Consider the following 21065-nt stretch of genomic DNA (forward strand, 5'->3'; position numbering starts at 1 on the left):
GCCGCTTCCCGGAATCGGTACGACTAATGCACCGGAACCGAGAGCGCCGGTAATGAAACTCGCGCGGATCGCGACGGACGAGGGGCCGGTCTCTGGACGGTACGAAGGTGGCGTCGTTCACACGGACGACGGCGTCTACGAGGTCGGCACGGAGGCGGATTTTCTCCCGCCGTGTACCCCCACGGCGCTGTACTGCGTCGGCCGAAACTTCGCGGCGACGATCGAACAAATGGAGTACGAGCGCCCCGACGAGCCCGATTTCTTCATCAAGTCGCCCGCCTCGGTCGTCGGCCACGAGGACCAGATACCGTACCCGACGTTCTCCGACGAACTCACCTACGCCGGTGAACTCGCGGCTGTCATCGACGAACCCTGCAGAAATCTCTCCGAGGCCGCCGTCTCCGATATCGTCCGCGGCTACACGATCCTGAACGACATGGACGCCCTCGACCAGGGCGACCGGACGCCTCGGAAGGCGTTCGACGCGTCCGGTCCGCTTGGACCGTGGATCGAAACGGCCATCGACCCGATCGGAATCGACATGTACACCGACGTCGCCGGGGAGCGACGACAGGAAGCGAACACCGAACGCATGCTGTTCTCTCCCGCCGAAATCATCGCTCACCTCTCACGCCGGATCACCTTTCAGCCCGGTGATGTCGTCTCCTTCGGGAGTCCCGCGAATCCCGGTCTGGTCGAACCCGGCGACGATGTCGAAATCACCTACGAGGGCGTCGGCACCCTCAGTAATACGGTCGTCGACTCGAGCGAACGCGAGTCCCTCGGACACGAGCAAGCGGTCGTTCGCGCCTAACCCGACTGGGTAGAAAGGCACTTGTGGACGACCACCGATCCACGACACGTGAGCGCTGACGTACCGCGACGAGTCGAAGTCTTCCCCGGCTGCGAGGCCGTCGTCGAGTTCGATCCGGATCTCACGTTCGAATGCGTCGACGATTGTACGTGGTGCTGTCACCACGGGGTTCTCCTCTACGACCGGGACCTCATAGCGCTCGCGCAGCGAGCGAATCTCGCCGAGACCACGACGGAATTTCGCGGCGAAAAATTCGTTGCACGCGAGGAAAAAGACCGGGACGACCACGTCGCCGAAGACGGCTGTGCCTGTGCGTTCCTGCGGGAAGACGGCCTCTGTTCGCTTCATCTCGAAGAGGACTGGAAACCGACTCGGTGTTCCGTCTTTCCGCTCGGCGTCTGGCTCGAGGACGGAGAACTCCACGTCGATATTCGCGATTCGGCCCACGACCACTGCGACGGACTGAACGTCAGTGAACGTCGCGTTATCGACAACCTCGAGGCCTTTTTGCCGGAGGTACTCTGGGCCCTCAAAAACCCGGACTCGGACCGCGAACTGTGAGTGCACAGTTGACCGTGAACCGAGTGGCTGTAACTGACTGCGTCGTTCAGAACGACCGGTTCGCCCGGCAGTCGAGCGGTGCTGCGTCGGTGATCAGCCTGCGCGTCGACCACCGGTATGAGAGTCGCTACCACGACTCTCCCATGTTTTAAACGTCTGCCCCCCGTAGGAAAGTTGTGACAGAAGAATCCGGGCGACGGAACCTCCGTATGCCCAACAACGATGAAGTATTCGCCGTCGTAACCGAACATCTCGGGGGCAATCACGTTCGCCTCCGCTGTGAGGACGGCGAGGAGCGACTCGGCCGAATTCCCGGGCGCATGAAATACCGTACCTGGATCGAGCAAGACGACATCGTCGTCGCAGAGCCCTGGGACTGGCAGGACGAGAAGGCCACTATCGAGTGGCGCTACACCGGCCAGGACGCCGATCAACTCCGTCGCGAAGGCCACATCGATTGAGTATCTCGGTTTCAGCCTGAGACGCAGATTTCTCTCGTAGACTGGTATCGAACGTACAGGTCAGTCTCGACCAGCATGTAGCGTCTCGACCAGTACCAGTGATTCGAAGCGGGTCGCTCGAGCCACCTCGAGCGGGACGGGAACGCGAGCGAGGCGAAACGACACACCCGGTTCGTGATCGGACCGACCGCGGGTTAACAGAAGTATACCCAGTACGTATCCCCCTGTGAACACGTAACCGTAGTGCATTCGCCGAACGCCGCGACAGATTTCCGTACGCGCACGTCCGTCTCCTCGTCGGGGAGCGCGACGCTCGCGTTCTCCCCGCAGAAGGGACAGGCGACCGCTCTCGTTACGACCTGATGCATCTCCTTTCTCCACGTTACCATACATCACGGTTTTGCATAACTGTTGTGTGGGATTTCCGTGACTGTTCGCGAATCGGTGACGGGAATCGCTTCGTGGTCCTTCCACGAGTTCGCTTCGTCGTTTACACTCGCCGTGCGCACGGGACCGACGAGAGTCGATTGCTGGATACGCCGACGAGTCTGACGACGCGGTCGTCAACCGTTGGTGACCGGTCGCATACCCTACCTATGTATGACACATGTTTAACACTGGTCCCCTACTCACCAGTACGTATGGAATCGCTGGTCGGTGAGTCGGTCGTCGTCGTCGGGGGCGGAATCGGGGGACTCTCGACGGCCTGTTACCTCGCCGATGCGGGTGCCGACGTTCGCGTCATCGAAAAGAACGAACAACTGGGTGGGCGAGCGAGCCGCCTCGAACGAGACGGGTTTCGGTTCGACATGGGCCCCTCGTGGTATCTGATGCCCGATGTCTTCGAGCGATTCTTCGCCGACTTCGATCGCACGCCGAGTGACTACTACGAACTCACACATCTCGATCCCCACTACAGGATCTTCTTCAAAGATGGGGACCGCGTCGACGTTACGTCAGATCTCAAGCGAACGAAGGCAGTCTTCGAAGCGTACGAACTGGGTGCCGGCGAGACGCTGGAGCGATACCTCGAGACGTCGAAAGAGAACTACGAAGTGGGGATGGAACACTTCGTCTACGAGGACCGGCCGCGACTGCGCGATTACCTGGATCTCGACGTGGCTCGACAGGCGCGAGGGCTCTCGCTGTTGGGGTCGATGCAGGGCCACGTCGAGAAGTACTTCGACCATCCGAAACTCCAGCAGATCATGCAGTACACGCTGGTGTTCCTGGGCGGTTCGCCCACGAACACCCCGGCGTTGTACAATCTAATGAGCCACGTCGATTTCAATCTCGGCGTCTGGTATCCCGACGGTGGCATCGGAACGGTCATCGATTCGATCGTCGAACTGGGCGACGAACTGGGAGTCGAGTACGACACCGACCGACCGGCGACAGCGATCAAGGGACGAGTGGGCGGATTCAAGATCGAAACGCCGGACGGTGCCCTCCGCCCGGATCTGATCGTGAGCAACGCCGATTACGCCCACACTGAACAGGAACTGCTGCCGCCCGAACGCCGCGGCTACGACGCCGACTACTGGGAGAAGCGCACCTACGCACCGTCCGCGTTCTTGCTCTATCTCGGCGTCGATGGCGACGTCGACGAGCTGGCCCACCACACGCTCGTTCTCCCGACCGAGTGGGACCGACATTTCGACCGGATCTTCGAGACTCCGCAGTGGCCCGAAAATCCCGCCTATTACGTCTGCGTCCCCTCTAAAACCGACGATACCGTCGCGCCTGATGGCCACAGCGCCCTGTTCGTGCTCGTCCCCATCGCACCCGGTCTCGAGGACACGCCCGAAATCCGGGACCGGTACCGCGATATGATCCTGTCAGACGTCGCCACACACACCGGGACCGATATTCGCGACCGGATCGTCCTGGAAGAGCGGTTTTGCGTCGACGATTTCGCGAACCGATACAACAGCTACGACGGCACCGCGCTGGGCCTGGCACACACGCTCCGGCAGACCTCGCTCTTCCGACCGCCGCACCGTTCGAAGGGAGTCGACGGACTCTATTTCGTCGGCGGTGATACCACACCAGGAATCGGAATGCCGATGTGCCTCATCAGTGCCAGGTTGACGGCCGAGGCAGTGCTCGAAGACCACGGATGACTGACCATATCGGGACAGCCAGATGGAACGTGATGATTCAACGTAACAGAACGGTCAGCCGGACCGCCATGGCCGACCAAACCGACTGTACTGGATACTCGAGGCGGCATCGATGACGGAGCGATCGAGTTCGACAGCCGCGACGGATCCCACGGTCGGCGAACAGTTGTCGTACCTGGTGACGCTCTCACGGCCGCGGTTCTGGCTGTATCTTGCGGGTCCCGTCCTGGTCGGTGTCGCGTTCGCCGCCGATTCGGTCGGGGAGTTGGTTACGCCGTCGACGGTTGCCCTGTTCGGCTACTTCCTCGTGCCGGCGAACGTCTTCCTCTACGGGATCAACGACGTCTACGATCGAGAGATCGATGCGGCGAACCCGAAGAAGGAAGTACGCGAGGCCCGCTATCGCGGTCAGCGATTCGTTCCCGCTGCCGTGGGGCTCTGTGCGGCCCTCCCGCTACTATTCGCACCGCTGATCGCCACTGCGGCGGTACCCTGGCTCGTCGTGTTTCTCGTCCTCGGTGGAGCCTATAGTGCTCCTCCGGTGCGGTTCAAGACGACGCCCTTCCTCGACTCGATTTCGAACGGCCTCTACGTCGCACCGGGGATTGCAGCCTACGCGGCCGTCGCCGGAGTGCAGCCACCGACCCTCGCGATCGCCGGCGGCTGGCTGTGGGCCATGGGAATGCACACCTTCTCGGCGATCCCGGACATCGAACCCGACCGGGCGGCGGGGATTCGAACGACTGCGACGGTGCTCGGCGAGCGTCGGACCTACGCCTACTGCGGCGCGTGCTGGCTCGCCAGCGCGGCCGCCTTCGGCCTGCTCGACGTTCGACTCGGCGCGCTCGTATTCGTGTATCCGATGCTCGTCGTCGCGATTGCCACCGCGAACGTCGCCGTCGATCGCGCCTACTGGTGGTTCCCCGCGATCAACACCGTCGTCGGTGCGCTCCTGACGATGGGCGGACTCTGGAGGATCCTGTATGGATAGCGGGGAAGCGAACGAGTCGACGTCGAATTCGAACCCGGACGCTGACGGCCGTTCGAATCCGCAACAGTCTATCGACTCGAGGAGCCGATCCGTCCTTTCTTTCAGCGCGGATTCCGAAGCAACGCGAGTCGTACTCCAGGATCGGCTCGAGGAACTCGTCCGCGAGAATCGCGTCACGATCGCGGTGGTGTTTCCAGTCGTTGGCGCGGTGTCGCTGCTCGCGAGCGCCGAGGGACTGCTCCCGCCGTTGCTTTCGTACAATCCGGTGTTGCTCCTGTTCGGCACCCTCGTGATGCGTTCGCCGTTAGTCGTGGCGCTCCTGCCACAGATCGACCGACGAGCGATCGGTCCGCTTGTCGTTTTGACGGGATACACCTACGCGATCGAACTGGTGGGCGTGCGGACGAACTGGCCGTACGGCGCGTTCCAGTACGGCGTGGAACTTGGACCGATGCTTGGCGGCGAGGTGCCGCTCGCGCTCCCGCTGTTTTTCGTGCCGCTGGTGCTAAACGCCTATCTGCTCACCCTTCTCGTCCTCGGTCGACACGCCGACCGCACCCTCGTCCGTCTCCTCGGGGCGATCGGTGCCGTCCTCGCGGTCGACCTGGTTCTCGATCCAGGGGCCGTCGCGATCGGATTCTGGACGTACACCCCGCCGGGCAGTTACTACGGCGTGCCGGCCTCGAACTACCGTGGGTGGCTCCTCTCTGGCGTCGTCGCGATCATCCTCGTCGATCTCGCGTTCGATCGCGCGACACTACTCGAGCGCATCCGAACCTGCGAATTCGCACTGGACGATCTGGTGAGTTTCGTCCTGCTCTGGGGATCGATCAACGTCCTGTACGGGAACTGGCTGGCTGCGCTCGTCGCGGGGCTGTTCTGTCTCGGCCTCTTGCGGACCGACCGTTACGATCTCGAGATGATCGGATCCGCATTCCCACTCGGCCGGAACTAACTCACTGCATTTGCCGCTGTCGAGATGTCGTTAACCTGACGACGATCATACGCAGTAGATGGCCCGTCATTCCGGCTACAGCAGCGATCCCGCCGGAACCTGTAGCGAACGCTGTGAAGAGTGTGATCGGTTCGACCACGAGCACTGTCAGGTCTGTGCCGAGAAACTGCAGGATTGCGCTGCTGGTGATTCGCGTACGTTTTCATACGTTCCAGCGTAGTGAAACGCAGATATATTGAAATAACAGTGAACGATAAAGAGGATGAGTTCAGCAAACGCAATACGTGCGTTCCGTGTGCTATCGATGCAATGTATATATGTACGAGTCAAGTTCGATACTAACTCACATGGACAAAGTCGCTATCTCCGAGGTAGCGTCATTCACAGTTGGCGAAGAGAGTACACGCCGCAGACTCACCGAACACCTCGGCACGACTGACATTTCACTCAATCACTATCAGCTTGCTCCCGGTGATGGTCTTCCCGGCGGGCTCCATTCCCACATGGATCAAGAGGAGGTCTTTGTGGTGCTTGACGGGACGGCAACGTTCGAAACGATGGGTGGGGAGGTTACCGTCGATGAATTCGAAGCGATTAGATTCGGTCCCGGCGAGTTCCAGTCCGGCGAAAATACATCAGACAGCGACCTGATCGTGTTAGCCCTCGGTGCGCCTCGTGAAACTGGCGATATCCGAATTCCAGTACCCTGTCCCGACTGCAATCATGAAACGCTGCGCTTGGATTCTGGTGATGAACTGACGTTCATATGTCCAGATTGTAGTGTTGAATACATCCCTCAGAATTGTCTAAATTGCGGGCACGACGATCTTCGGGTAACGCTAGGAGAGGAGACCCAAACAGTAGTTGTCTGCCAGAATTGTGAAACTACATTCGATCAGCCCCCGCTTCAAGACTGAATGCACGGCACTATCTAGTTGAGGTCCTCCTCGGCTAGTGTTCGGCCATCGAGCGCTTGATTCGGTCGATCGTGGTTGGAATGGTGTCTGAACCGTCGTAGCCAGCGGCGAGCGCTGGCTGGACTCCCTGCAAGAACGAATGAAAGCGGTCAATCCGTTGGCATTCCATAGCTCGATTGAGATACTCGGGCGGAAAGACGGCTGTCGATGTGGAGCGCCCGAGTTTCAGATAGTTGATGCCGACGTTCGAACGCGAATGGGGGCCGATCGGCAGTAGTCGCTCAAGGTGGGGGTAACGAACGCTGTCCAAATTCCGGTGAGACTCGGCGAAAAGGCGATCGTATTCGGACGACGAGCGACATCTTCACGACTCTTCGGTGACTGCGTCGTCCTCCCACCCCTCACTGTGGATCCGCTCCTCCGGCGCGCCGAGATCGCGGAGTTCGTCTTTCGTCTCGACGACCATCCCCGGGACGCCACAGACGTAGAAATCCCTCGTGTCGAACTCGTCGAAGAGGTCCTCGAGATGATCCTGGACGTAGCCGGCCCGGTCGAGCCAGTCCCACTCGGGGTCAGAGAGAGTGTAGGTCACCTCGACATCGTCGTGCATCGCGGCCAACTCGTCGAGCGTGCTCCGGTGGAAGATCGAGTCGGCCGTCCGCTCGCCGAAGACGAGGTGCGCGTCGCCAGTCCCGACCCGTGCATACTGCCTGAGGATCGACAGCAACGGCGTCAGCCCGGTTCCGCTCGCGAGCAGGGCGATATCACGGTCCGGATCCTCGAGGGAGAGGTTCCCCTCGAACTCGCCGATTTCGATGTCGTCGCCCGGCGGTCGGGTGTGCATATACGAGGACGCGAGCCCGTCGTCGTACCGCTTGATCGCCAGCGCGAACTCGTCGGTGCCGGGGAGGGTCGTCGGGCTGTAAGGGCGGACGACCTCCTTGCCATCGGCCTCGAACTGGACTGTGGTGTGTTGTCCTGGGTCGAACTCGAGTTCCGCGCCGGGAACACGGAGGCGGAACCCCCTCACTCGCGGCGCGAGGTGGTACGTGTCGACGATTGTGGCGGTCCGCGTCATCGAGTCGAATGCTACGCTGACCGGACAGAAAACGGTCATTGCTGTGACCGACGACTGTCACGACTAGGAGAACGATGGCGCCTGTGAACGGTCTGTGTGCAGCCGGCCGTCGTCAGTTCGCAGGCCGGCCCGGGCACCCTCGATCATCGACCGCACGTCGACCGTGCGTCACTCTTCGGCGGCGCCATACGCGGCCTCCGTCAGTGCCGTAATCGCGGGGCCGACGTCGCCGCCCACCGCGGGCCCGCCCCCACTGCGGACTAGAGGTCGTGGGCGACGATTGCGATATACACGGGGAGCGGGTAGCTGCGTCGAGGGCTCGAGTCGAAACGGACGGCCGTGATCCTGCGACATGGCCGCAGTGGCCTACGAAAGTGGCAGGTCGGACAATACTGATCGTGATTCTCTCGGTCTGTTCACCCAGAACAGAGAGCATACGATTACCAGACTGCAACAGATGTATCTAACAAGCCGGAAATAACGCAGAAGGCCGCAGATATTCGTTACTCGTTACCGAACATCTGGCGCATCATCGGGTGCATCTCCATGAGTTGCTCTTCTGCAATCTCCTCGTACAGCTTGTACGTGATGGAGACGGCCAGCAGCAGTCCCGTGCCGGAGACGGAGCCGATGGTGCCGAGCATGTTCGCCCAGACGGCCAGCAGACCGACCAGTGCACCACCGACGACGGTCACCTGCGGGATGTACCGCTCCATGACCTTCTCGATGACACCGATGTTCTGTCGGAAGCCGGGAATCTGCATCCCGGAGTTCTGAATCTGCTGCGCCGTCGATTCCGGACCCATGTCCGTCGTCTCGACCCAGAAGATAGCGAAGACCGCACCGCCGACGACCATGAAGGTGACGTCGATGCCGATTCGGATCAGGACCTGCCACGCGTCCTGTGAGACGTTCGCCGTCCACCACATCCAGTCCTGCGGTGAGTAGATCGGCGCGACGTAGTAGAAGAATCCGCCCGTCGGCTGTCCCTGTTGTGAGTACGTGCCGAGCCAGGCCGGCATGTTCGCCAGCTGGCGGTTCAGAATCTGACCCAGGAACTGGACGTTCGCTTGCACAGCGCGAACGAGGATCATCGGCAGGACGCTCGCGTAGATCAGCTTCACGGGGAAGCGACCGCGCGCGCCCTTGACTCGAGCGTGGCTCAGCGGAATTTCGACGCGAACCGATTCGGCGTAGACGACGATCCCGAAGATCAGCAGCGTCGTTACCAGGGCGATGATGTGTCCGTCGTTGAGCAACAGCGTCTGCAACCCTTCGCCGGAGACGATCGAGCCGACCTCGACCTTGCCAGTCAGGATCCGGTACCAGTCGAAGAAGAATCCGCCCGCAGCAGGCTGGACGAATCCGGTGACGAGTCGCTGGCTCACCCCGGCGATGATGAACAGGCCGATCCCGCTTCCGACGCCCCACTTGCTGACGACCTCGTCCATGTAGAGGATGAGGACTCCGCCGACGAAGATCTGAGCGAACATCAGCATCTGGACCTGCGTCTGATCGAGCGTGAGCCCGCCGAGCTGGAGTGACGGTTGGGCTGGCAGGAAGCCGCCGGCGAACACCATCGGCAGCCCGGTCAGGATCACCATCAAGACGACGAGTACTTTCTGGAGACCCTGGTAGAGCACCTGATCCCGCGGATCGTCCGTGTCGAGGCCGAGCAGGTTCGCCCCACCAAGTAACTGGAGGACGATGCTCGCGGTGACGATCGGCCCGATACCGACCTGCAACACCGATCCCTGTGATCCGGCCAAAATCGCACGGAACTGGCCGAAAAGATCGCCCGACCCGCCGGTCTGATATCCGAGCAGCGTGACGTTCGTCAGGAAGAAGTACAACACGAGGATACCGGCCGTCCACATCAGCTTTCGCTTGAAGGGAACGTGTCCCTCCGGACGGCGCACTGCTGGCATCCGCGTTAGGACCGGTTCAGCGGCTTCCTTCCATCCCATATGTTATTCCTCGTCCTGTTCGGCTTCGGCGTCGGCCTCAGCGTCCGATTCCGCTTCAGCAGCCTCCTGTGCACGCTCCGAGAGGACCGCCTCACCGCCGGCGTCCTCGAGTTTCTCGCGTGCCGCCTCGGAGAAGGCGTCCGCGGTGACCGAAAGCTGGTTGCGGACCTGGCCCGACCCGAGCACCTTGACGACGTCGGCCTCGTGGCCGTCCTCGACGATGTCTCGAGCGTCGAGTTCGTAGCCGTCGTCGGTCTCCGCTGCGAGATCGTCTTCGACGTAGAGGATCGCGTCCTCGTCGAGTTTCTGGACGTCGATCTCTGCGACTTCCTTGCGGATGTCGTGCGGTCGCTTGAAGCCGTGTTTTCCTTTCGGTTCGTAGTTGTGGAACTCGTGTTTGCTGCGTCCGGCGCGGCCGCGGCCACCGCGGTGACCCGCACCGCGTCGGTTCTTGTGAGAGCCGCCGCTGTGGGTTCGTGATCCGCGCTGGCGTCGTTTTTTACTCGTCATGGTTATCGCATCGATTCTAGGAGGTCGTTCATCTCCCCTGTTGTATGTTTTCCAAGTTGGCCACCCTCGATGGTTGGCTTTTTGATACCATTGTGACCGCCCCGCGGCGGGTGCAGCCGAAGCGTCGGTGACAGTCCCTCGTCACGAAGCGTCGTCTCCTCGTCGATCAGCGCGTCGGCCAGTTCGCCGAAGTCGTCGTACTCGGTGTTCGCCGCCAGCCACTCCTCGTCGACGTCGGACTGCTTGCCCTCGAGGGGCTCTGCGCGCTTTGCGAGGAGCGTCTCGAGGACGTCCGCGCTCGGCTCGCCGTGGGCGACGTAGTCGTTGACCTTCGCTATCATCCCCTCGTAGGCGTCGGTTTCGGGGACGAGCGTGCAGTGGTTGACGCTGTGGACGTTGAGCATCGACAGGGTGTCTTCGACGTCTTCCTGTCGATTGACTTCGCCACGAACCTGGACGATGGCCTTCATTGATCTGCCACCTCGGGTTCCTCTCGACCGCCCTGGTTCCGTCGCGGCATGCGCGACTGAGAGGCGTTCTCGAGCGCGTTGAACGTCGCTTTCGCGAGGTTAACTGTCGTTCGAGTGTTGCCGTGGCTCTTGGTCCAGGCGTTTTCGATGCCGGCCAGTTCGAGGACGGCGCGGACGGTGTCGCTCGCAGCCAGCCCGAGCCCTTCGGGGGCCGGGATGACTTCGACTTCGACGGAGCCAGCTTTGCCAGTCGTCCGTCGGGTCAGCGAGTGAGGCCGGTCCGAGCGGTCCTCCCAGGAGCCCGAACCGCGGGGCACCTGAATCATGTTCAGCTTCGCGATACCGATCGCCTTCTGGATGGCAGACCCGACCTGATCGTCTCGCCCTTCGGCGTAGCCGACGAATCCGTCGCGGTTGCCGACGGCGACGACGCAGCGGAACTTCACGCGTCGTCCGGAGTCGGTCATCCGCTGGACCATGTTGATGTCCAGCACTTCGTCTTCCAGCCCCGGCAGGAGCTGGTCGACGAGTTCGGGTTCCTTCAGCGGGAGGCCCGAATTCAGGGCGGTCTCCATGTCGTCGATCTCGCCCTCCTGGACCTGCCGGCCGAGACGGGTGACGGGCTGCCAGCCGTCGTCGTTGTAGTCGTTTGCGCTCATTCGAGAATCGCCTCTCGTACCTCGTCGAAGTGTTCTGGCAGTTCTGTTGCGTCGAAGTCACCGCTGTACAGCGGCTCGTCGAGCTGTTCGGCATACTCGGCGACGTGTTCGCCGCGCGTGCGCGACCAGTCCGCGAGCACGCTATCGTTGTGCGGGATCTCGAGGCCGGCGTCGATCGCCCCTTCCTGCACCGCAAACACCTTGTTTCCGGGCGTGGCTTTGTTGAGGCCGATGTCGAGAACCGCTTCCTCGAGACCGGCGTCGATCGCCCGCGTACCAGCCAGCAGGCCGGTCAGGTAAGCCGCGGAGATGTTGCTTGTGGGGGCGTCCCAGCCGTACTCTTCGAGATCGTTCGAGTGTGCACTCGCAAGCGTCTCGTCTCCCTGAGGCCCGGGAGTGATCAGCTGCGCCGTAGTGTGCTTGTTGCTCTTGCGAGCAACGAGGCGGGGCTTGCCCGATTTCAGCAGGCGCAACCTCTGATGGTAGTCCGTCCGGACCTCACGGCGACGGCGCATCGGCACTTTGTATCGTGGTCCTGTCGCCATTATTGGTCACCGTAGTTATCGTCGATGTAGTTCAACAGGTACCGGACGCTCCGGAACTCCCCGCCACCAGCCTTTTTGTAGAGCTGGCGGTACTGCGTGGGCGTCAACTCGCCCTTGTCGCGGAGTTCGCGCAGCTTCCGGCGCTGTGCGCGGATCTTGTTCTGCCACTCGTCTTTCTCGTTCTGGCGTGCGCCTTTCTTGCCGCGGCGCTTACCCTGACCGTTCTGGTGGCCGTAGGCCCGCTTCGCATTGCGCTCGCGTGCACGGCCCCGGGAATTACCCTTCGCATCGTCGGCCCGAATGCGACCCTCGTCGACGAGTTCACGGATCTCGTCTCGCGTGATCGCTTCAGCGATGTCGGCCTGCGCGTCGGGGTCGAGCCAGACGCGATTCTTGCCGACATCCAGGATGTCGGCGGCCAGTCGCTTCTGTGCGGAGAGATCAGTCATGTGATTCCACCTCGACTTCTTCGTAGGTCGGGTTCAGGACGCGGACGCCCTGGTCCTCGGCTTCCTCTTCGATTCGTTCGCGCTTGCGCGCGCCGACCGCGGAGGCGATCCGAACCGCCTCGCGGGAGCCGTCGACGCCCTCGAGGTCGGCTACGTTCTCGACGTAGACTTCCTCGAAGCCGCTGGGGTGTTTCCCTCGGACGGACTCCGGTGTGCGGTAGCCGGCCTGAACCGTCGGGCCTTTTCCTTTGACGCCACGGCGCTGCTTCGAGAGGCCGCCGCGTGGTCGGCGCCAGGATTCCGGCGTCCGTTTTTTCTTGTGGTAGTCCTGCCGATTAAACTGCGGTTTGCCCTCGCTCTGCCGACGGGTGAGCAGCCGTTGCTCGTTCTCGGAGAGGTCGGGCGTCTTCTCGGTCAGCCCGCGGGGCCGCAGTTCCGTTTCCACTTCTTCGGCGGGTGCTTCTTCCTCGACACCCTCTTCTTCGATTTCGGCTTCGGTCGTCTCTGTGACCTCGAGGTCGCCGACGTCGGCCTTGATACGCGCTGCGAGCGCGTTCCCGATGCCTTCGGCATCGGCCAGGTCGGACTGATCGGCTTCCTTGACGTCTTCGATGGACTCGAATCCGGCCTCGCGGAGCGCCTCGGCCTTGCTCTCGCCGACACCGCTGATTTCCTCGAGTTCCTGCGGTTCGTCCGCAGCCCTCTCGTCGTTCGATTGCTCGTCTGCCATCTATCAGACACCTCCTTTGGCGGGTTTGTTGGTGATGTAGACCCCGTCCTGGAAGATGCGGGTGTCCTTGCCGCTGACCTTCGTCAGCTGCTCAATGTCGGCCGCCGTCTGTCCGACGTGTTCCTTGTCGGGACCGGACAGGACGAGTTGCTCGTCGTCGACGGTAACATCGGTCTCACCGTGGATAGTCGTTCGTCGCGCTGCTTTTTCGCCGAGGAAGTTCTCGATGACGACCTCGTCGCCCTCCACGCGGACCTGCATCGGGAAGTGAGAGTAGAAGACTTCCATCTCGTACTCCCAGCCCTCGGTCACGCCGTGGGTAGCGTTCTGAATGTGGCTCTCGAACGTTCCGACGGTCGCGTTCGTCTTCGCGTCCTCGGACTCGCTTTCGATGACCACCTGATCGTCGTCGGCTTCGACGGTCACGTCGGGGTACCAGAGGCGACGCGAAACGCTGCCTTCTGGTCCCTCGACGGTCACGTCGAACCGATCGACCTCGACGGTTACGTCTTCGGGTATTTCCAATTCGACTCGCATTGTTAGTAGACGTACGCGATCACCTGACCCCCGATACCCTGTTCGCGCGCTTCGTAGTGGCTCATGATGCCACTGCTCGTCGTGACGACGAGGGCACCGAAGTCTCGAGCGGGGAGATACCGTTTCTCCCACTTCTCGAAGTCCTCGGAGCCGACGGCGTAGCGGGGCTTGATGGGGCCGCACTCGTTGATCGCTCCTTTCAATTCGACCTCGAACTGACCGGCTTTTCCGTCGTCGACGTACTCGAAGCCGTCGATGTACCCGCGGTCGTAGAAGACCTCGAGTACGCTGCCGATCTCGTTCGAGGCGGGCGTTACCTCGTGGGTGAGATGACCCACGCTCTCGGCGTTATCGAGGCCCGAGAGCGCGTTACTGAGTGGATCGTTTCCGGTCATGTTATCGATACTTCTTGAATCCCATGTCGCGGGCGATTTCGCGGAAGCACTGCCGGCAGAGGTTGATGTCGTATTTGCCAACAAGCCCCTGCTCGCGGCCACAGCGCTGGCAGGACTCGATCTGTCCCGTTCGCTTCGCCGCGTGCTCGCCCGTGCGGTCGTTTTCTGGTTCTGTTTCGCTCTCACTCATCGTCTGCGCCCTCCACGCTGACGTCGAAGTTTGCCTCGAGGAACGCGATGGCGTCCTCGGGGGTCAGTCGGTGGTTCGACGGGATCGATCGGGTGGCCTTGTCGCGCTTGGCGATGCGGTAGCCTGGACGTACCAGGTTGACGGTGACGTCCAGCCCGTAGATCCCGACGTTCGGATCGTACTCCTGGCTGGGGAAATCGGTGTGTTCCTCGACACCGAAGCTGAAGTTCCCCGTATCGTCGAACTGCGCCGTCGAGATCAACGAAAGCGGCAGCGCCGTCTCGAGGAACTCGTGAGCGTCGTCGCCACGGAGAGTCACCTTCGTGCCGATCGGGTCGCCCTGGCGGATGCCGAAGTCGGGTTCGGTTCGCTTGGCTTCGGTCCGGACACTCTGTTGTGCCGTGATCTCCTCGATGATGTCCTCGGCCTTGCCGAGTTCGCGGCCACCCTGGCCGACGCCCATGTGGACGACGACTTTCTCGACGCGCGGTTCACGCATTTCGTGGAACTGACCGTCTGAATCGGCTTCGCTACTCATCGTCATCACCCACGAAGTTCTCGTCGATGACCACGACGTACTCTTCGACGGTTTCGAAGCTGCCATCGTCAGTCGAGACGCCGACGGTGTTCGAGCCACTACCAGGCGTGACGTCGATCGCGTCGATCTCGCCGATCTTCCCGCCGTGGTTACCACGAACGGCCGTGACGAGTGCGCCTTCTTCGTAGGGGAAGTGAGCAACGACCGACTTGTCGTCGGTGTCGATGACGATCGAGTCCTTCGCGTTGTAGTCGTCGTCGGTGATGACGGTCGTTCCGTCGTGCAGCGTCAGCTGCGTGTCGCCACCCGGCACCTGCTGTTTCCCCTCGATCTTGCCGAGGCGGCTCTCTGCGGCGTCCTCGTCGATCTCGGTCAGCGCGAGCCGACCGCCTTCGTCGGGGAAGACGCGGTAGTACTCGTTCCGACCCGGGAACGCGACGATATCGAACATACCGATCGGGCGCTGTTCGTCGTTGATCGCGTTCCCGTTGATGAGGATCGCATCCTCAGACAGGGCGTATCGCGCTTCCTTTCGGGAGTCCACGTAGCCGAGGACGTCCCGCAAGAGGACGACGAGCGGCACGCCGTCTTCGCCGTGCGGGCCGGCGTCGGCCTTGACCGTGAAGGTTTCGGTCTTCCGTTCGACCGGCCAGGACTTCGGTACTGACAGTCGTTTCTGGTGTTTCGTCATTCGCTATCACCTTCGAGACGCGCCTCGCGACGCTCGTCCTCGAGATCGAGTTCCGTGATTCGAACGTTCGACGGGTCGAGCGGCCGCGGCACCTCCTCGCCGTCGGCCGTCTCAACGGTGACGTCTTCGACATGGACCGTCCCGTCCTCGAGAATCGCACGCAGGACCTCGCCTTCCGTGCCGGCGTGGTCGCCGCGCAGGACCTCGACCGTGTCGCCCGCGTTGACGCGGGTGCGTCGAGTGTCGTACTCCTCGCGGAGCTCGTCGGACAGCGTCGCGTGCAGCTGTTTCTGACGCTCGTGAAGCGGGGCGCGCTCCGTCTGCGTTCGCTGTTTGTGTGGTTGCTTGCTCATATCTATACGATCATCGTCGCCGTGCTGGCGATTGCTCCGAAGCGCTCTGCGACTTCGCGGGCGATCGGCCCCTTGATCTCCGTGCCGCGGGGCTCTTCGTTCTCGTCGATGATGACCGCTGCGTTGTCCTCGAACTTCAGTCGCGTCCCGTCCGGCCGGCGGATCGATTTCCGCTGACGGACGACGACGGCCTCGAGCACCTGGCGACGCATCTCGGGGGTCCCTTTGGTGACCGAGACGGTCACTTTGTCACCGATTCCTGCCTTCGGCTGGCGGTTTTTGGTACCGTGGTAGCCCGCGACGCTGATGATTTTCAGCTCACGCGCACCGGTGTTGTCGGCACACGTGACCAGCGACCCCTTCTTGAGGCCCTGCGTGACGTCGGCTTTCAGCGCCTCCATCACTCTTCACCCTCGTCTTCGGTTGCGGCGAAGTCCTCGTCCGAGAGCTCCGGCTCAGGCTCGGCCTGGCTCGTCAGCTCGGCGATGTCAGCCGCAGTCGCTTCTTCGGTTACTTCGACGACCACATGCGATTTCGTCTTCGACAGTGGTCGGGTCTCTGCGATCTTGACCGTATCACCGACCGAGAGCGGCTCGAGCACGCCCGGTACGTGTGCCGGGATGCGCGAACGACGTTTCATCTGACGGTCGTATTTCGGAACCGTCACGTCGTACTCTCGCTCGACGACTACGGTCTTGTCCATGTCCGTCGACACGACGGACCCCTCGAGGACCTGGCCTCGAACGGAGAGTTCGCCGTAAAACGGACACGTCTCGTAGTCGTATTCCTCCGGATTTTCGGGTTCCGGAGGGGTTTCAACGTCTAGTCCTATTGCCATGGTGAATCACCACTTGTTTCCGTGCGTCGGGCGGGTCGTGAGAGCAGTCGCGATCCATCGACCGTAACGTAGGCTACGTCCTCGCCAGCGCGTTCCGTGGCTTCCGATCGCTCGGAACCCCCAGGTTGAGTGTCGGCCAGTTTTGACGCAGTCCCCGACCCCTTGGCGGAGTCGGCGGCTTCATCTGTGATCGCGAACTCGAACGTCGAGCCCGACTTCGGCACCATGACGACCCGAGACTCGTCGCTCTCTCGAATCTCTATGGAAAGCGTCTTCGTCGTCTCGATGACGACTCTCCCCTCGAGGCCAACTCGCGAGGAGTCGTCACTCTCGACGATACGGACGGGCAGTCCATTGAGTTCGTGTCGCGGCAAGGTTTCGGGTGTCAGTGCCATTGTTGCGTTATTCTTCGTCTCGGGCGGTTTCGCCACCTTCGTTTCGAGACGTCTCCGACATCTCGCCTTCGAGATTGCCTTCCGCACGGGCTGTGCCCGTTCGGATACAGGATCTCATTCGAGATCGTCCTCTTCACGCTGAATCGTCTTGATTCGCGCGATGGTGCGACCCAGTTCGCCGATTCGGCCCGGATTCTCCGGGGCTCCACCCGCGGCGAGGACGGACTTCTGGTTCAGCAGTTCCGTCTCGAGTTCCTCGAGTTCTTCCTGCCGTTCGGCGGGCGTCATGTCGCGGATCTCTTCGACGTGGAGGATCGCCATCAGGCGTCACCTCCCTCGTCCGCGTCCTCGTCGGCTTCTTCCATCTCCGCCACGAGCTCTTCGGCTTCCGCCTCGACGTCTTCCTCGAGTTCGTCGAGTTCCTCCTCGACGTCCTCGTCTTCGCCGGGGACTTCGACTTCGTCGAATTCCTCGCCGGTGTCGGTCCCGACTTCCTCCTCGATGACCTCTTCGATGTCCTCCTCGGTGGTCTCGACGGCCTCGTCGGCCGCGGCCTCGGCACCACCCGAGGCGGCCTCGGCCGCCTCGGGTTCGCCCTCGAGAAGCTCTTCGACGCCCTCGGCCTCGTTGGCCTCGACGGCCTCCGGGACGAGCTCTTCCGGATCCAGATCCTCGGTGATCTGGAAGTCGTCGGGCAACTCGGCTCCCGGCGGGATGATCTTGACGTCGACACCGATCGTGCCGAGTTTCATGACCGCGACGCCCTGGCCGTGATCGACGACCTCTTCCGCGGGCTCGCCGTTGTGCTTGATGTAGCCGCGGTTGAACTTTTCGACGCGGGATCGCGCGCCCGTGACCTTCCCCGAGAGAACGATCTCCGCTCCGAGCGCGCCGGCTTCCATGATCCGGTCGATCGTGGTATGACCGGCCTTCCGGAAGTACCAGCCGCGCTCTAGTGCGTTGGCCAGTCGGTCCGCGACGATCCGTGCGTTGAGATCGGGTTCGTCGACCTCCTGGACGTCGATCTGGGGGTCCTCGAGGTTGAATTTCTCCTCCAGGGCCGCCGTGACCTTCCGGATGTTCTCGCCGCCTTTACCGATGACCATCCCGGGCTTTTCGGCCTTGAGGACGATCTGCGTTCCCATCGGCGTCTTGGCGACGTCCATACCACCGTAGCCCGCACGGCCGAGTTCTTCCTGGAAGAACTCGTCGATCTGGGACCGCTGCAGGCCGTTCTCGATGAATTGGTGTTCGTCAGCCATCAGCTATCGTCCTCCTCGTCGGTTTCGCTCCGTTCTTCGACCACGATTTCGACGTCGACCTGCGGTGTGTTCCACGACGACGCACGCCCCATCGCACGGGGTTTGCGGCCGACGGACTCACCGACTTTGTGGGCCGCGACGTGGACGATTTCCATCGATTCGCCGTCGAATCCCTGGTGGTCCGCGTTGGCCTCGACGTTCTCGAGGAGGTCGAGGAACTCGCCCGAGACCTTTTCGGGGTACTTGCCGGCGTCCCAGCCGTCGACGTCGGATCGGTGACCGGCGCCACTGTTGTGGGACTTGAACGGCACCGACTGCGTCTCGTCGATGACGTCACGAAGGTACGCCCGGGCATCGCCGACGGTTCGGCCCTTGATCTCGCGAGCGACCTCCTTGCTGTGCTTGTGGCTCATATGACGCTCCCGGAGCATCGCTTTCGCCGTTGCGTCCGGGTCCGCGTCGACTGAGTAGTTGATTCCCATGCGTGGATCACTTCAGTGGGACGAATTTCGAGGATCGGGTCGCGCCGATACCGGCCTGCCCGTGCTCGACGGAGGTCCGGGTCAGCTGGAACTCGCCGAGATAGTGGCCGATCATCTCCGGTTCGACGCGTACGCGTTCGAACGATTGTCCGTTGTAGACCTCGAAGGTCAACCCGACGAACTCCGGCAGGATCGGCATGTCCCGCAGGTGCGTTCGCAGCGGCGCGTTCGCCGTCTCTTCCTCGTCCGCCTCGCGGGCCTCCTCGAGAAGCTTCTCTTTCTCGACGGAGAGGCCGCGTTCGATACTTCGCCGCTGTCGAGCGGGTAGCAGTTCCACGACGTCGTCGAGCTCCATCTCCTGCAACTCCTCGAGCGTGTGGCCGCGGTAGGTGAACTCACCTTCACGGCCGGTTCGGTACTCCTGACTCATTTGTTTCCACCTCGGCCGGTGCGTCGGGACGAGATGTCACCGACCTTCCGTCCCGGCGGGGCGTCCCGCGAGACAGACTTGGGTTTGCCGGGGTGCTGGCGGCCGCCGCCACCGAACGGGTGATCGACGGCGTTCATCGCGACACCGCGGACGCGGGGCCACTTCGTGCCCCGAGCTTTCATCTTGTGGTACTTGTTGCCTGCCTTGACCAGCGGCTTCTCCGTGCGGCCGCCACCGGCGACGACGCCGATAGTGGCGCGACATTGCGGATCGAGGCGCTTGACCTCGCCGCTCGGAAGCTGGACGACCGCAGCGTTGCGGTCGTGCGTAATCAGGTCGGCGTTGGTTCCCGAAGCGCGGGCGAACCGGCCGCCGTCGCCCGGGTTCGCCTCGATGTTACAGACCGGGACACCTTCGGGAATCTCCGCGAGCGGGAGCGTATTGCCGGGCTTGATCTCCGCGCTCACGCCGACTTGCAGCTCATCGCCGACGGTGACGCCTTCGGGCGCGAGGATCAGCCGCTGATCGCCGTCTTCGAATTCGACGGCGGCGACCGGTGCGGATCGAGCCGGGTCGTGTTCGATGTCCACGACCGTTCCGGCCACGACATCGTCTGCTTCTTTCTTGTGGTCGAGCTTCGCCTTGTACCGGTGCGACGGGGCGCGGAAGGTGGAACTTCCGCGGCCGCGCCGTTGTCCTTGAATGCGACGTCCCATGCTCAGAACACCCCGATTCGCGAAGCGACTTCCTGTGCATCGTCGTCCTCTGAGAGGCGGACGACCGCTTTCTTCTTCCCGTTCATCGTTACCTGCGTGTTGATGTTCTGTACCGAGATCTCGAATCGTTCCTCGACCTCGTCGCGGATCTCCGGCTTGGTCGCGTCCGGATTGACGACGAACTGGAGCTTGTTCTCGAAGTCCATGTCGTTCATCGCCTTCTCGGTCACGAGGGGGTGTTCGATGACCGAACTCATCGGTCGGCCACCTCCTCGAGTGCGCTCTCGGTCCAGACGGTCAGCCGTCCGGGCTGTGCGCCAGGTGCGAGATCCTCCGCGTTAACCTCCGCGGCAGTCGTTACGTCTGCACCGGCGAGGTTCCGGGCCGCACGCGACGGGCCGGCCTCGCTCGAGGTGACGAAGAGGATCGACGTGGGCCGCTTGTACTTGCGACCGCGGGTCTTCCCGCGACCCGAGCGGATGCTGCGGCCTTCGTCAGCGCGTTCGACGTCGTCCGCGAGACCTGCCGCCTCGAGGAAGGAGACGACTTCTCTCGTTTTCTCTAGGTCCTCGAATTCGTCGTCGACGACCACCGGAATCTCGATGTCGGCGTCGAACTCGTGGCCCCGCTCGGCGACGAGTTCGGCGTCGCTCGTCGCGGCAATCGCGCTTCGGACGGCCAATTTCTTCTCTTTCGTATTGATCGATTCAGTCCAGTCCTTCTCGGCTTTCGGCGGGTGGGCCTTGCGCCCCTTGACCGTCTGGGGAACGCGTCGACCGCGTCCCTCCTGTCGTGGCACGTGGGCCATCCCGCGACCGCTCCCGAACGATTCGGCCGGCGTTCGCATGCCGGCGAATTCGTCGGCGCCGTAGTCCTGTTTTCGGTTTGCCTGGGCAGCACGGACGGCGCGGCCGATCAGGTCCGGGCGGTACTGCGTGTCGAAGACCGCCGGGAGCTCGACCGAGCCCGCGTCGTCGCCGTCCAGGTCGCGTACTGTTGCGTCCATAT

At 62.3% G+C, this 21065-nt stretch carries 33 protein-coding genes and 1 pseudogene; 8 read left to right on the forward strand and 26 right to left on the reverse strand.

The features are described 5' to 3' along the window. Positions 1 to 52: 52 nt before the first annotated feature. The 3 genes from NJU76_RS03260 (at position 53) to NJU76_RS03270 (ending at position 1836) form a co-directional block, all read left to right on the forward strand. Complete coding sequence (locus NJU76_RS03260) at positions 53 to 814, forward strand: fumarylacetoacetate hydrolase family protein (RefSeq protein WP_254531365.1); 762 nt, start codon at positions 53 to 55, stop codon at positions 812 to 814. A gap of 48 nt (positions 815 to 862) precedes the next feature. Continuing rightward, positions 863 to 1375 carry a hypothetical protein gene (locus NJU76_RS03265; RefSeq protein ID WP_254531366.1) on the forward strand — a complete coding sequence of 171 codons (513 nt, stop codon included), beginning with the start codon at positions 863 to 865 and terminating at the stop codon, positions 1373 to 1375. Between the two features lie 176 nt (positions 1376 to 1551). Then, a complete protein-coding gene (locus NJU76_RS03270) occupies positions 1552 to 1836 on the forward strand; it encodes a translation initiation factor eIF-1A (protein ID WP_179260169.1) in 285 nt (94 codons plus the stop codon). A 194-nt stretch (positions 1837 to 2030) separates the two neighbouring features. Here the strand turns inward: NJU76_RS03270 and NJU76_RS03275 are convergent, their stop codons facing one another. Beyond that, the gene (locus NJU76_RS03275; RefSeq protein WP_254531367.1) at positions 2031 to 2225 is read right to left on the reverse strand and encodes a hypothetical protein; all 195 of its coding nucleotides are present in this window, start codon (positions 2223 to 2225) and stop codon (positions 2031 to 2033) included. A gap of 252 nt (positions 2226 to 2477) precedes the next feature. Here NJU76_RS03275 and NJU76_RS03280 point away from each other — a divergent pair, with 252 nt between their 5' ends. The 5 genes from NJU76_RS03280 to NJU76_RS03295 all read left to right on the forward strand — a co-directional run bounded on the left by NJU76_RS03280 (position 2478) and on the right by NJU76_RS03295 (position 6822). Beyond that, the gene (locus NJU76_RS03280) at positions 2478 to 3959 is read left to right on the forward strand and encodes a phytoene desaturase family protein (protein WP_254531368.1); all 1482 of its coding nucleotides are present in this window, start codon (positions 2478 to 2480) and stop codon (positions 3957 to 3959) included. 112 nt (positions 3960 to 4071) lie between these two features. Continuing rightward, positions 4072 to 4950 carry a prenyltransferase gene (locus NJU76_RS03285; protein WP_254531369.1) on the forward strand — a complete coding sequence of 293 codons (879 nt, stop codon included), beginning with the start codon at positions 4072 to 4074 and terminating at the stop codon, positions 4948 to 4950. After that, entirely contained in the window at positions 4943 to 5905 is a 963-nt protein-coding gene (gene cruF, locus NJU76_RS03290; RefSeq protein ID WP_254531370.1) for a bisanhydrobacterioruberin hydratase, read from the forward strand. The genes NJU76_RS03285 and cruF overlap by 8 nt, the downstream gene beginning before the upstream one ends. Before the next feature lie 58 nt (positions 5906 to 5963). After that, positions 5964 to 6125 carry a four-helix bundle copper-binding protein gene (locus NJU76_RS27315; protein ID WP_486642016.1) on the forward strand — a complete coding sequence of 54 codons (162 nt, stop codon included), beginning with the start codon at positions 5964 to 5966 and terminating at the stop codon, positions 6123 to 6125. A gap of 127 nt (positions 6126 to 6252) precedes the next feature. Next, positions 6253 to 6822: a cupin domain-containing protein gene (locus tag NJU76_RS03295; protein WP_254531371.1), complete on the forward strand. Its 570-nt coding sequence runs from the start codon at positions 6253 to 6255 to the stop codon at positions 6820 to 6822. A gap of 14 nt (positions 6823 to 6836) precedes the next feature. On the opposite strand, the pseudogene NJU76_RS03300 reads toward NJU76_RS03295, so the two are convergent. The 25 genes and pseudogenes from NJU76_RS03300 to rpl4p form a co-directional block, all read right to left on the reverse strand. Further along, positions 6837 to 6979 (reverse strand): annotated as a pseudogene (locus tag NJU76_RS03300) (IS6 family transposase); the annotation flags it as partial. Between the two features lie 207 nt (positions 6980 to 7186). Next, the gene (locus NJU76_RS03305; protein ID WP_254531372.1) at positions 7187 to 7900 is read right to left on the reverse strand and encodes a ferredoxin--NADP reductase; all 714 of its coding nucleotides are present in this window, start codon (positions 7898 to 7900) and stop codon (positions 7187 to 7189) included. A gap of 503 nt (positions 7901 to 8403) precedes the next feature. After that, positions 8404 to 9867 carry a preprotein translocase subunit SecY gene (gene secY / locus NJU76_RS03310; RefSeq protein ID WP_254531373.1) on the reverse strand — a complete coding sequence of 488 codons (1464 nt, stop codon included), beginning with the start codon at positions 9865 to 9867 and terminating at the stop codon, positions 8404 to 8406. A 3-nt stretch (positions 9868 to 9870) separates the two neighbouring features. After that, complete coding sequence (locus tag NJU76_RS03315; RefSeq protein ID WP_254531374.1) at positions 9871 to 10377, reverse strand: uL15m family ribosomal protein; 507 nt, start codon at positions 10375 to 10377, stop codon at positions 9871 to 9873. Between the two features lie 2 nt (positions 10378 to 10379). Continuing rightward, positions 10380 to 10847 carry a 50S ribosomal protein L30 gene (locus tag NJU76_RS03320; RefSeq protein WP_254531375.1) on the reverse strand — a complete coding sequence of 156 codons (468 nt, stop codon included), beginning with the start codon at positions 10845 to 10847 and terminating at the stop codon, positions 10380 to 10382. Next, positions 10844 to 11506 (reverse strand): 30S ribosomal protein S5, encoded by a 663-nt coding sequence (locus NJU76_RS03325; RefSeq protein ID WP_254531376.1) that lies wholly within the window; start codon positions 11504 to 11506, stop codon positions 10844 to 10846. The genes NJU76_RS03320 and NJU76_RS03325 overlap by 4 nt, the downstream gene beginning before the upstream one ends. Then, entirely contained in the window at positions 11503 to 12051 is a 549-nt protein-coding gene (locus NJU76_RS03330; protein ID WP_254531377.1) for a 50S ribosomal protein L18, read from the reverse strand. The genes NJU76_RS03325 and NJU76_RS03330 overlap by 4 nt, the downstream gene beginning before the upstream one ends. Continuing rightward, the gene (locus NJU76_RS03335; protein WP_254531378.1) at positions 12051 to 12500 is read right to left on the reverse strand and encodes a 50S ribosomal protein L19e; all 450 of its coding nucleotides are present in this window, start codon (positions 12498 to 12500) and stop codon (positions 12051 to 12053) included. The genes NJU76_RS03330 and NJU76_RS03335 overlap by 1 nt, the downstream gene beginning before the upstream one ends. Further along, on the reverse strand, positions 12493 to 13230 hold the full coding sequence (locus NJU76_RS03340) for a 50S ribosomal protein L32e (RefSeq protein ID WP_254531379.1): 738 nt from the start codon (positions 13228 to 13230) through the stop codon (positions 12493 to 12495). The genes NJU76_RS03335 and NJU76_RS03340 overlap by 8 nt, the downstream gene beginning before the upstream one ends. 3 nt (positions 13231 to 13233) lie before the next feature. Further along, on the reverse strand, positions 13234 to 13767 hold the full coding sequence (locus NJU76_RS03345; protein ID WP_254531380.1) for a 50S ribosomal protein L6: 534 nt from the start codon (positions 13765 to 13767) through the stop codon (positions 13234 to 13236). Positions 13768 to 13769: 2 nt separating this feature from the next. Beyond that, positions 13770 to 14162 (reverse strand): 30S ribosomal protein S8, encoded by a 393-nt coding sequence (locus NJU76_RS03350; RefSeq protein ID WP_097378332.1) that lies wholly within the window; start codon positions 14160 to 14162, stop codon positions 13770 to 13772. 1 nt (position 14163) lies between these two features. Next, positions 14164 to 14352, reverse strand: coding sequence for a 30S ribosomal protein S14 (locus tag NJU76_RS03355; protein ID WP_254524871.1), 189 nt, complete (start codon positions 14350 to 14352; stop codon positions 14164 to 14166). Beyond that, positions 14345 to 14890: a 50S ribosomal protein L5 gene (locus NJU76_RS03360; protein ID WP_254531381.1), complete on the reverse strand. Its 546-nt coding sequence runs from the start codon at positions 14888 to 14890 to the stop codon at positions 14345 to 14347. The genes NJU76_RS03355 and NJU76_RS03360 overlap by 8 nt, the downstream gene beginning before the upstream one ends. After that, the gene (locus tag NJU76_RS03365; RefSeq protein ID WP_254531382.1) at positions 14883 to 15581 is read right to left on the reverse strand and encodes a 30S ribosomal protein S4e; all 699 of its coding nucleotides are present in this window, start codon (positions 15579 to 15581) and stop codon (positions 14883 to 14885) included. The genes NJU76_RS03360 and NJU76_RS03365 overlap by 8 nt, the downstream gene beginning before the upstream one ends. After that, complete coding sequence (gene rplX / locus NJU76_RS03370; protein ID WP_254531383.1) at positions 15578 to 15934, reverse strand: 50S ribosomal protein L24; 357 nt, start codon at positions 15932 to 15934, stop codon at positions 15578 to 15580. Before rplX ends, NJU76_RS03365 begins: the two co-directional genes overlap by 4 nt. Positions 15935 to 15936: 2 nt before the next feature. Beyond that, positions 15937 to 16335 (reverse strand): 50S ribosomal protein L14, encoded by a 399-nt coding sequence (locus NJU76_RS03375; protein WP_254524875.1) that lies wholly within the window; start codon positions 16333 to 16335, stop codon positions 15937 to 15939. After that, the gene (locus NJU76_RS03380; protein WP_254531384.1) at positions 16335 to 16772 is read right to left on the reverse strand and encodes a 30S ribosomal protein S17; all 438 of its coding nucleotides are present in this window, start codon (positions 16770 to 16772) and stop codon (positions 16335 to 16337) included. Before NJU76_RS03380 ends, NJU76_RS03375 begins: the two co-directional genes overlap by 1 nt. Further along, positions 16763 to 17167 (reverse strand): ribonuclease P protein component 1, encoded by a 405-nt coding sequence (locus tag NJU76_RS03385; RefSeq protein ID WP_254531385.1) that lies wholly within the window; start codon positions 17165 to 17167, stop codon positions 16763 to 16765. The genes NJU76_RS03380 and NJU76_RS03385 overlap by 10 nt, the downstream gene beginning before the upstream one ends. A 114-nt stretch (positions 17168 to 17281) precedes the next feature. Further along, the gene (rpmC, locus tag NJU76_RS03390; RefSeq protein WP_254531386.1) at positions 17282 to 17488 is read right to left on the reverse strand and encodes a 50S ribosomal protein L29; all 207 of its coding nucleotides are present in this window, start codon (positions 17486 to 17488) and stop codon (positions 17282 to 17284) included. Next, complete coding sequence (locus NJU76_RS03395) at positions 17488 to 18429, reverse strand: 30S ribosomal protein S3 (RefSeq protein ID WP_254531387.1); 942 nt, start codon at positions 18427 to 18429, stop codon at positions 17488 to 17490. The genes rpmC and NJU76_RS03395 overlap by 1 nt, the downstream gene beginning before the upstream one ends. Then, complete coding sequence (locus NJU76_RS03400) at positions 18429 to 18911, reverse strand: 50S ribosomal protein L22 (protein ID WP_254531388.1); 483 nt, start codon at positions 18909 to 18911, stop codon at positions 18429 to 18431. Before NJU76_RS03400 ends, NJU76_RS03395 begins: the two co-directional genes overlap by 1 nt. A gap of 7 nt (positions 18912 to 18918) precedes the next feature. Beyond that, positions 18919 to 19341 (reverse strand): 30S ribosomal protein S19, encoded by a 423-nt coding sequence (locus NJU76_RS03405; protein WP_254531389.1) that lies wholly within the window; start codon positions 19339 to 19341, stop codon positions 18919 to 18921. Next, a complete protein-coding gene (locus NJU76_RS03410; protein ID WP_254531390.1) occupies positions 19338 to 20057 on the reverse strand; it encodes a 50S ribosomal protein L2 in 720 nt (239 codons plus the stop codon). Before NJU76_RS03410 ends, NJU76_RS03405 begins: the two co-directional genes overlap by 4 nt. A gap of 2 nt (positions 20058 to 20059) precedes the next feature. Next, on the reverse strand, positions 20060 to 20314 hold the full coding sequence (locus NJU76_RS03415; RefSeq protein ID WP_254531391.1) for a 50S ribosomal protein L23: 255 nt from the start codon (positions 20312 to 20314) through the stop codon (positions 20060 to 20062). After that, entirely contained in the window at positions 20311 to 21063 is a 753-nt protein-coding gene (gene rpl4p, locus NJU76_RS03420) for a 50S ribosomal protein L4 (protein ID WP_254531392.1), read from the reverse strand. Before rpl4p ends, NJU76_RS03415 begins: the two co-directional genes overlap by 4 nt. Positions 21064 to 21065: the final 2 nt, after the last annotated feature.

Source organism: Natrinema gelatinilyticum, assembly GCF_024266705.1.
Lineage (GTDB): Archaea > Halobacteriota > Halobacteria > Halobacteriales > Natrialbaceae > Natrinema > Natrinema gelatinilyticum.

What these genes read in the sequence shown, in the direction of transcription:
- NJU76_RS03260 (WP_254531365.1), top strand. Translation starts at nt 53, where the DNA reads ATGAAACTCGCGCGGATCGCGACGGACGAGGGGCCGGTCTCTGGACGG.
- NJU76_RS03275 (WP_254531367.1), bottom strand. Translation starts at nt 2,225, where the DNA reads ATGGTAACGTGGAGAAAGGAGATGCATCAGGTCGTAACGAGAGCGGTC.
- NJU76_RS03280 (WP_254531368.1), top strand. Translation starts at nt 2,478, where the DNA reads ATGGAATCGCTGGTCGGTGAGTCGGTCGTCGTCGTCGGGGGCGGAATC.
- NJU76_RS03285 (WP_254531369.1), top strand. Translation starts at nt 4,072, where the DNA reads ATGACGGAGCGATCGAGTTCGACAGCCGCGACGGATCCCACGGTCGGC.
- cruF (WP_254531370.1), top strand. Translation starts at nt 4,943, where the DNA reads ATGGATAGCGGGGAAGCGAACGAGTCGACGTCGAATTCGAACCCGGAC.
- NJU76_RS27315 (WP_486642016.1), top strand. Translation starts at nt 5,964, where the DNA reads ATGGCCCGTCATTCCGGCTACAGCAGCGATCCCGCCGGAACCTGTAGC.
- NJU76_RS03295 (WP_254531371.1), top strand. Translation starts at nt 6,253, where the DNA reads ATGGACAAAGTCGCTATCTCCGAGGTAGCGTCATTCACAGTTGGCGAA.
- NJU76_RS03305 (WP_254531372.1), bottom strand. Translation starts at nt 7,900, where the DNA reads ATGACGCGGACCGCCACAATCGTCGACACGTACCACCTCGCGCCGCGA.
- secY (WP_254531373.1), bottom strand. Translation starts at nt 9,867, where the DNA reads ATGGGATGGAAGGAAGCCGCTGAACCGGTCCTAACGCGGATGCCAGCA.
- NJU76_RS03315 (WP_254531374.1), bottom strand. Translation starts at nt 10,377, where the DNA reads ATGACGAGTAAAAAACGACGCCAGCGCGGATCACGAACCCACAGCGGC.
- NJU76_RS03320 (WP_254531375.1), bottom strand. Translation starts at nt 10,847, where the DNA reads ATGAAGGCCATCGTCCAGGTTCGTGGCGAAGTCAATCGACAGGAAGAC.
- NJU76_RS03325 (WP_254531376.1), bottom strand. Translation starts at nt 11,506, where the DNA reads ATGAGCGCAAACGACTACAACGACGACGGCTGGCAGCCCGTCACCCGT.
- NJU76_RS03330 (WP_254531377.1), bottom strand. Translation starts at nt 12,051, where the DNA reads ATGGCGACAGGACCACGATACAAAGTGCCGATGCGCCGTCGCCGTGAG.
- NJU76_RS03335 (WP_254531378.1), bottom strand. Translation starts at nt 12,500, where the DNA reads ATGACTGATCTCTCCGCACAGAAGCGACTGGCCGCCGACATCCTGGAT.
- NJU76_RS03340 (WP_254531379.1), bottom strand. Translation starts at nt 13,230, where the DNA reads ATGGCAGACGAGCAATCGAACGACGAGAGGGCTGCGGACGAACCGCAG.
- NJU76_RS03345 (WP_254531380.1), bottom strand. Translation starts at nt 13,767, where the DNA reads ATGCGAGTCGAATTGGAAATACCCGAAGACGTAACCGTCGAGGTCGAT.
- NJU76_RS03350 (WP_097378332.1), bottom strand. Translation starts at nt 14,162, where the DNA reads ATGACCGGAAACGATCCACTCAGTAACGCGCTCTCGGGCCTCGATAAC.
- NJU76_RS03355 (WP_254524871.1), bottom strand. Translation starts at nt 14,352, where the DNA reads ATGAGTGAGAGCGAAACAGAACCAGAAAACGACCGCACGGGCGAGCAC.
- NJU76_RS03360 (WP_254531381.1), bottom strand. Translation starts at nt 14,890, where the DNA reads ATGAGTAGCGAAGCCGATTCAGACGGTCAGTTCCACGAAATGCGTGAA.
- NJU76_RS03365 (WP_254531382.1), bottom strand. Translation starts at nt 15,581, where the DNA reads ATGACGAAACACCAGAAACGACTGTCAGTACCGAAGTCCTGGCCGGTC.
- rplX (WP_254531383.1), bottom strand. Translation starts at nt 15,934, where the DNA reads ATGAGCAAGCAACCACACAAACAGCGAACGCAGACGGAGCGCGCCCCG.
- NJU76_RS03375 (WP_254524875.1), bottom strand. Translation starts at nt 16,335, where the DNA reads ATGGAGGCGCTGAAAGCCGACGTCACGCAGGGCCTCAAGAAGGGGTCG.
- NJU76_RS03380 (WP_254531384.1), bottom strand. Translation starts at nt 16,772, where the DNA reads ATGGCAATAGGACTAGACGTTGAAACCCCTCCGGAACCCGAAAATCCG.
- NJU76_RS03385 (WP_254531385.1), bottom strand. Translation starts at nt 17,167, where the DNA reads ATGGCACTGACACCCGAAACCTTGCCGCGACACGAACTCAATGGACTG.
- rpmC (WP_254531386.1), bottom strand. Translation starts at nt 17,488, where the DNA reads ATGGCGATCCTCCACGTCGAAGAGATCCGCGACATGACGCCCGCCGAA.
- NJU76_RS03395 (WP_254531387.1), bottom strand. Translation starts at nt 18,429, where the DNA reads ATGGCTGACGAACACCAATTCATCGAGAACGGCCTGCAGCGGTCCCAG.
- NJU76_RS03400 (WP_254531388.1), bottom strand. Translation starts at nt 18,911, where the DNA reads ATGGGAATCAACTACTCAGTCGACGCGGACCCGGACGCAACGGCGAAA.
- NJU76_RS03405 (WP_254531389.1), bottom strand. Translation starts at nt 19,341, where the DNA reads ATGAGTCAGGAGTACCGAACCGGCCGTGAAGGTGAGTTCACCTACCGC.
- NJU76_RS03410 (WP_254531390.1), bottom strand. Translation starts at nt 20,057, where the DNA reads ATGGGACGTCGCATTCAAGGACAACGGCGCGGCCGCGGAAGTTCCACC.
- NJU76_RS03415 (WP_254531391.1), bottom strand. Translation starts at nt 20,314, where the DNA reads ATGAGTTCGGTCATCGAACACCCCCTCGTGACCGAGAAGGCGATGAAC.
- rpl4p (WP_254531392.1), bottom strand. Translation starts at nt 21,063, where the DNA reads ATGGACGCAACAGTACGCGACCTGGACGGCGACGACGCGGGCTCGGTC.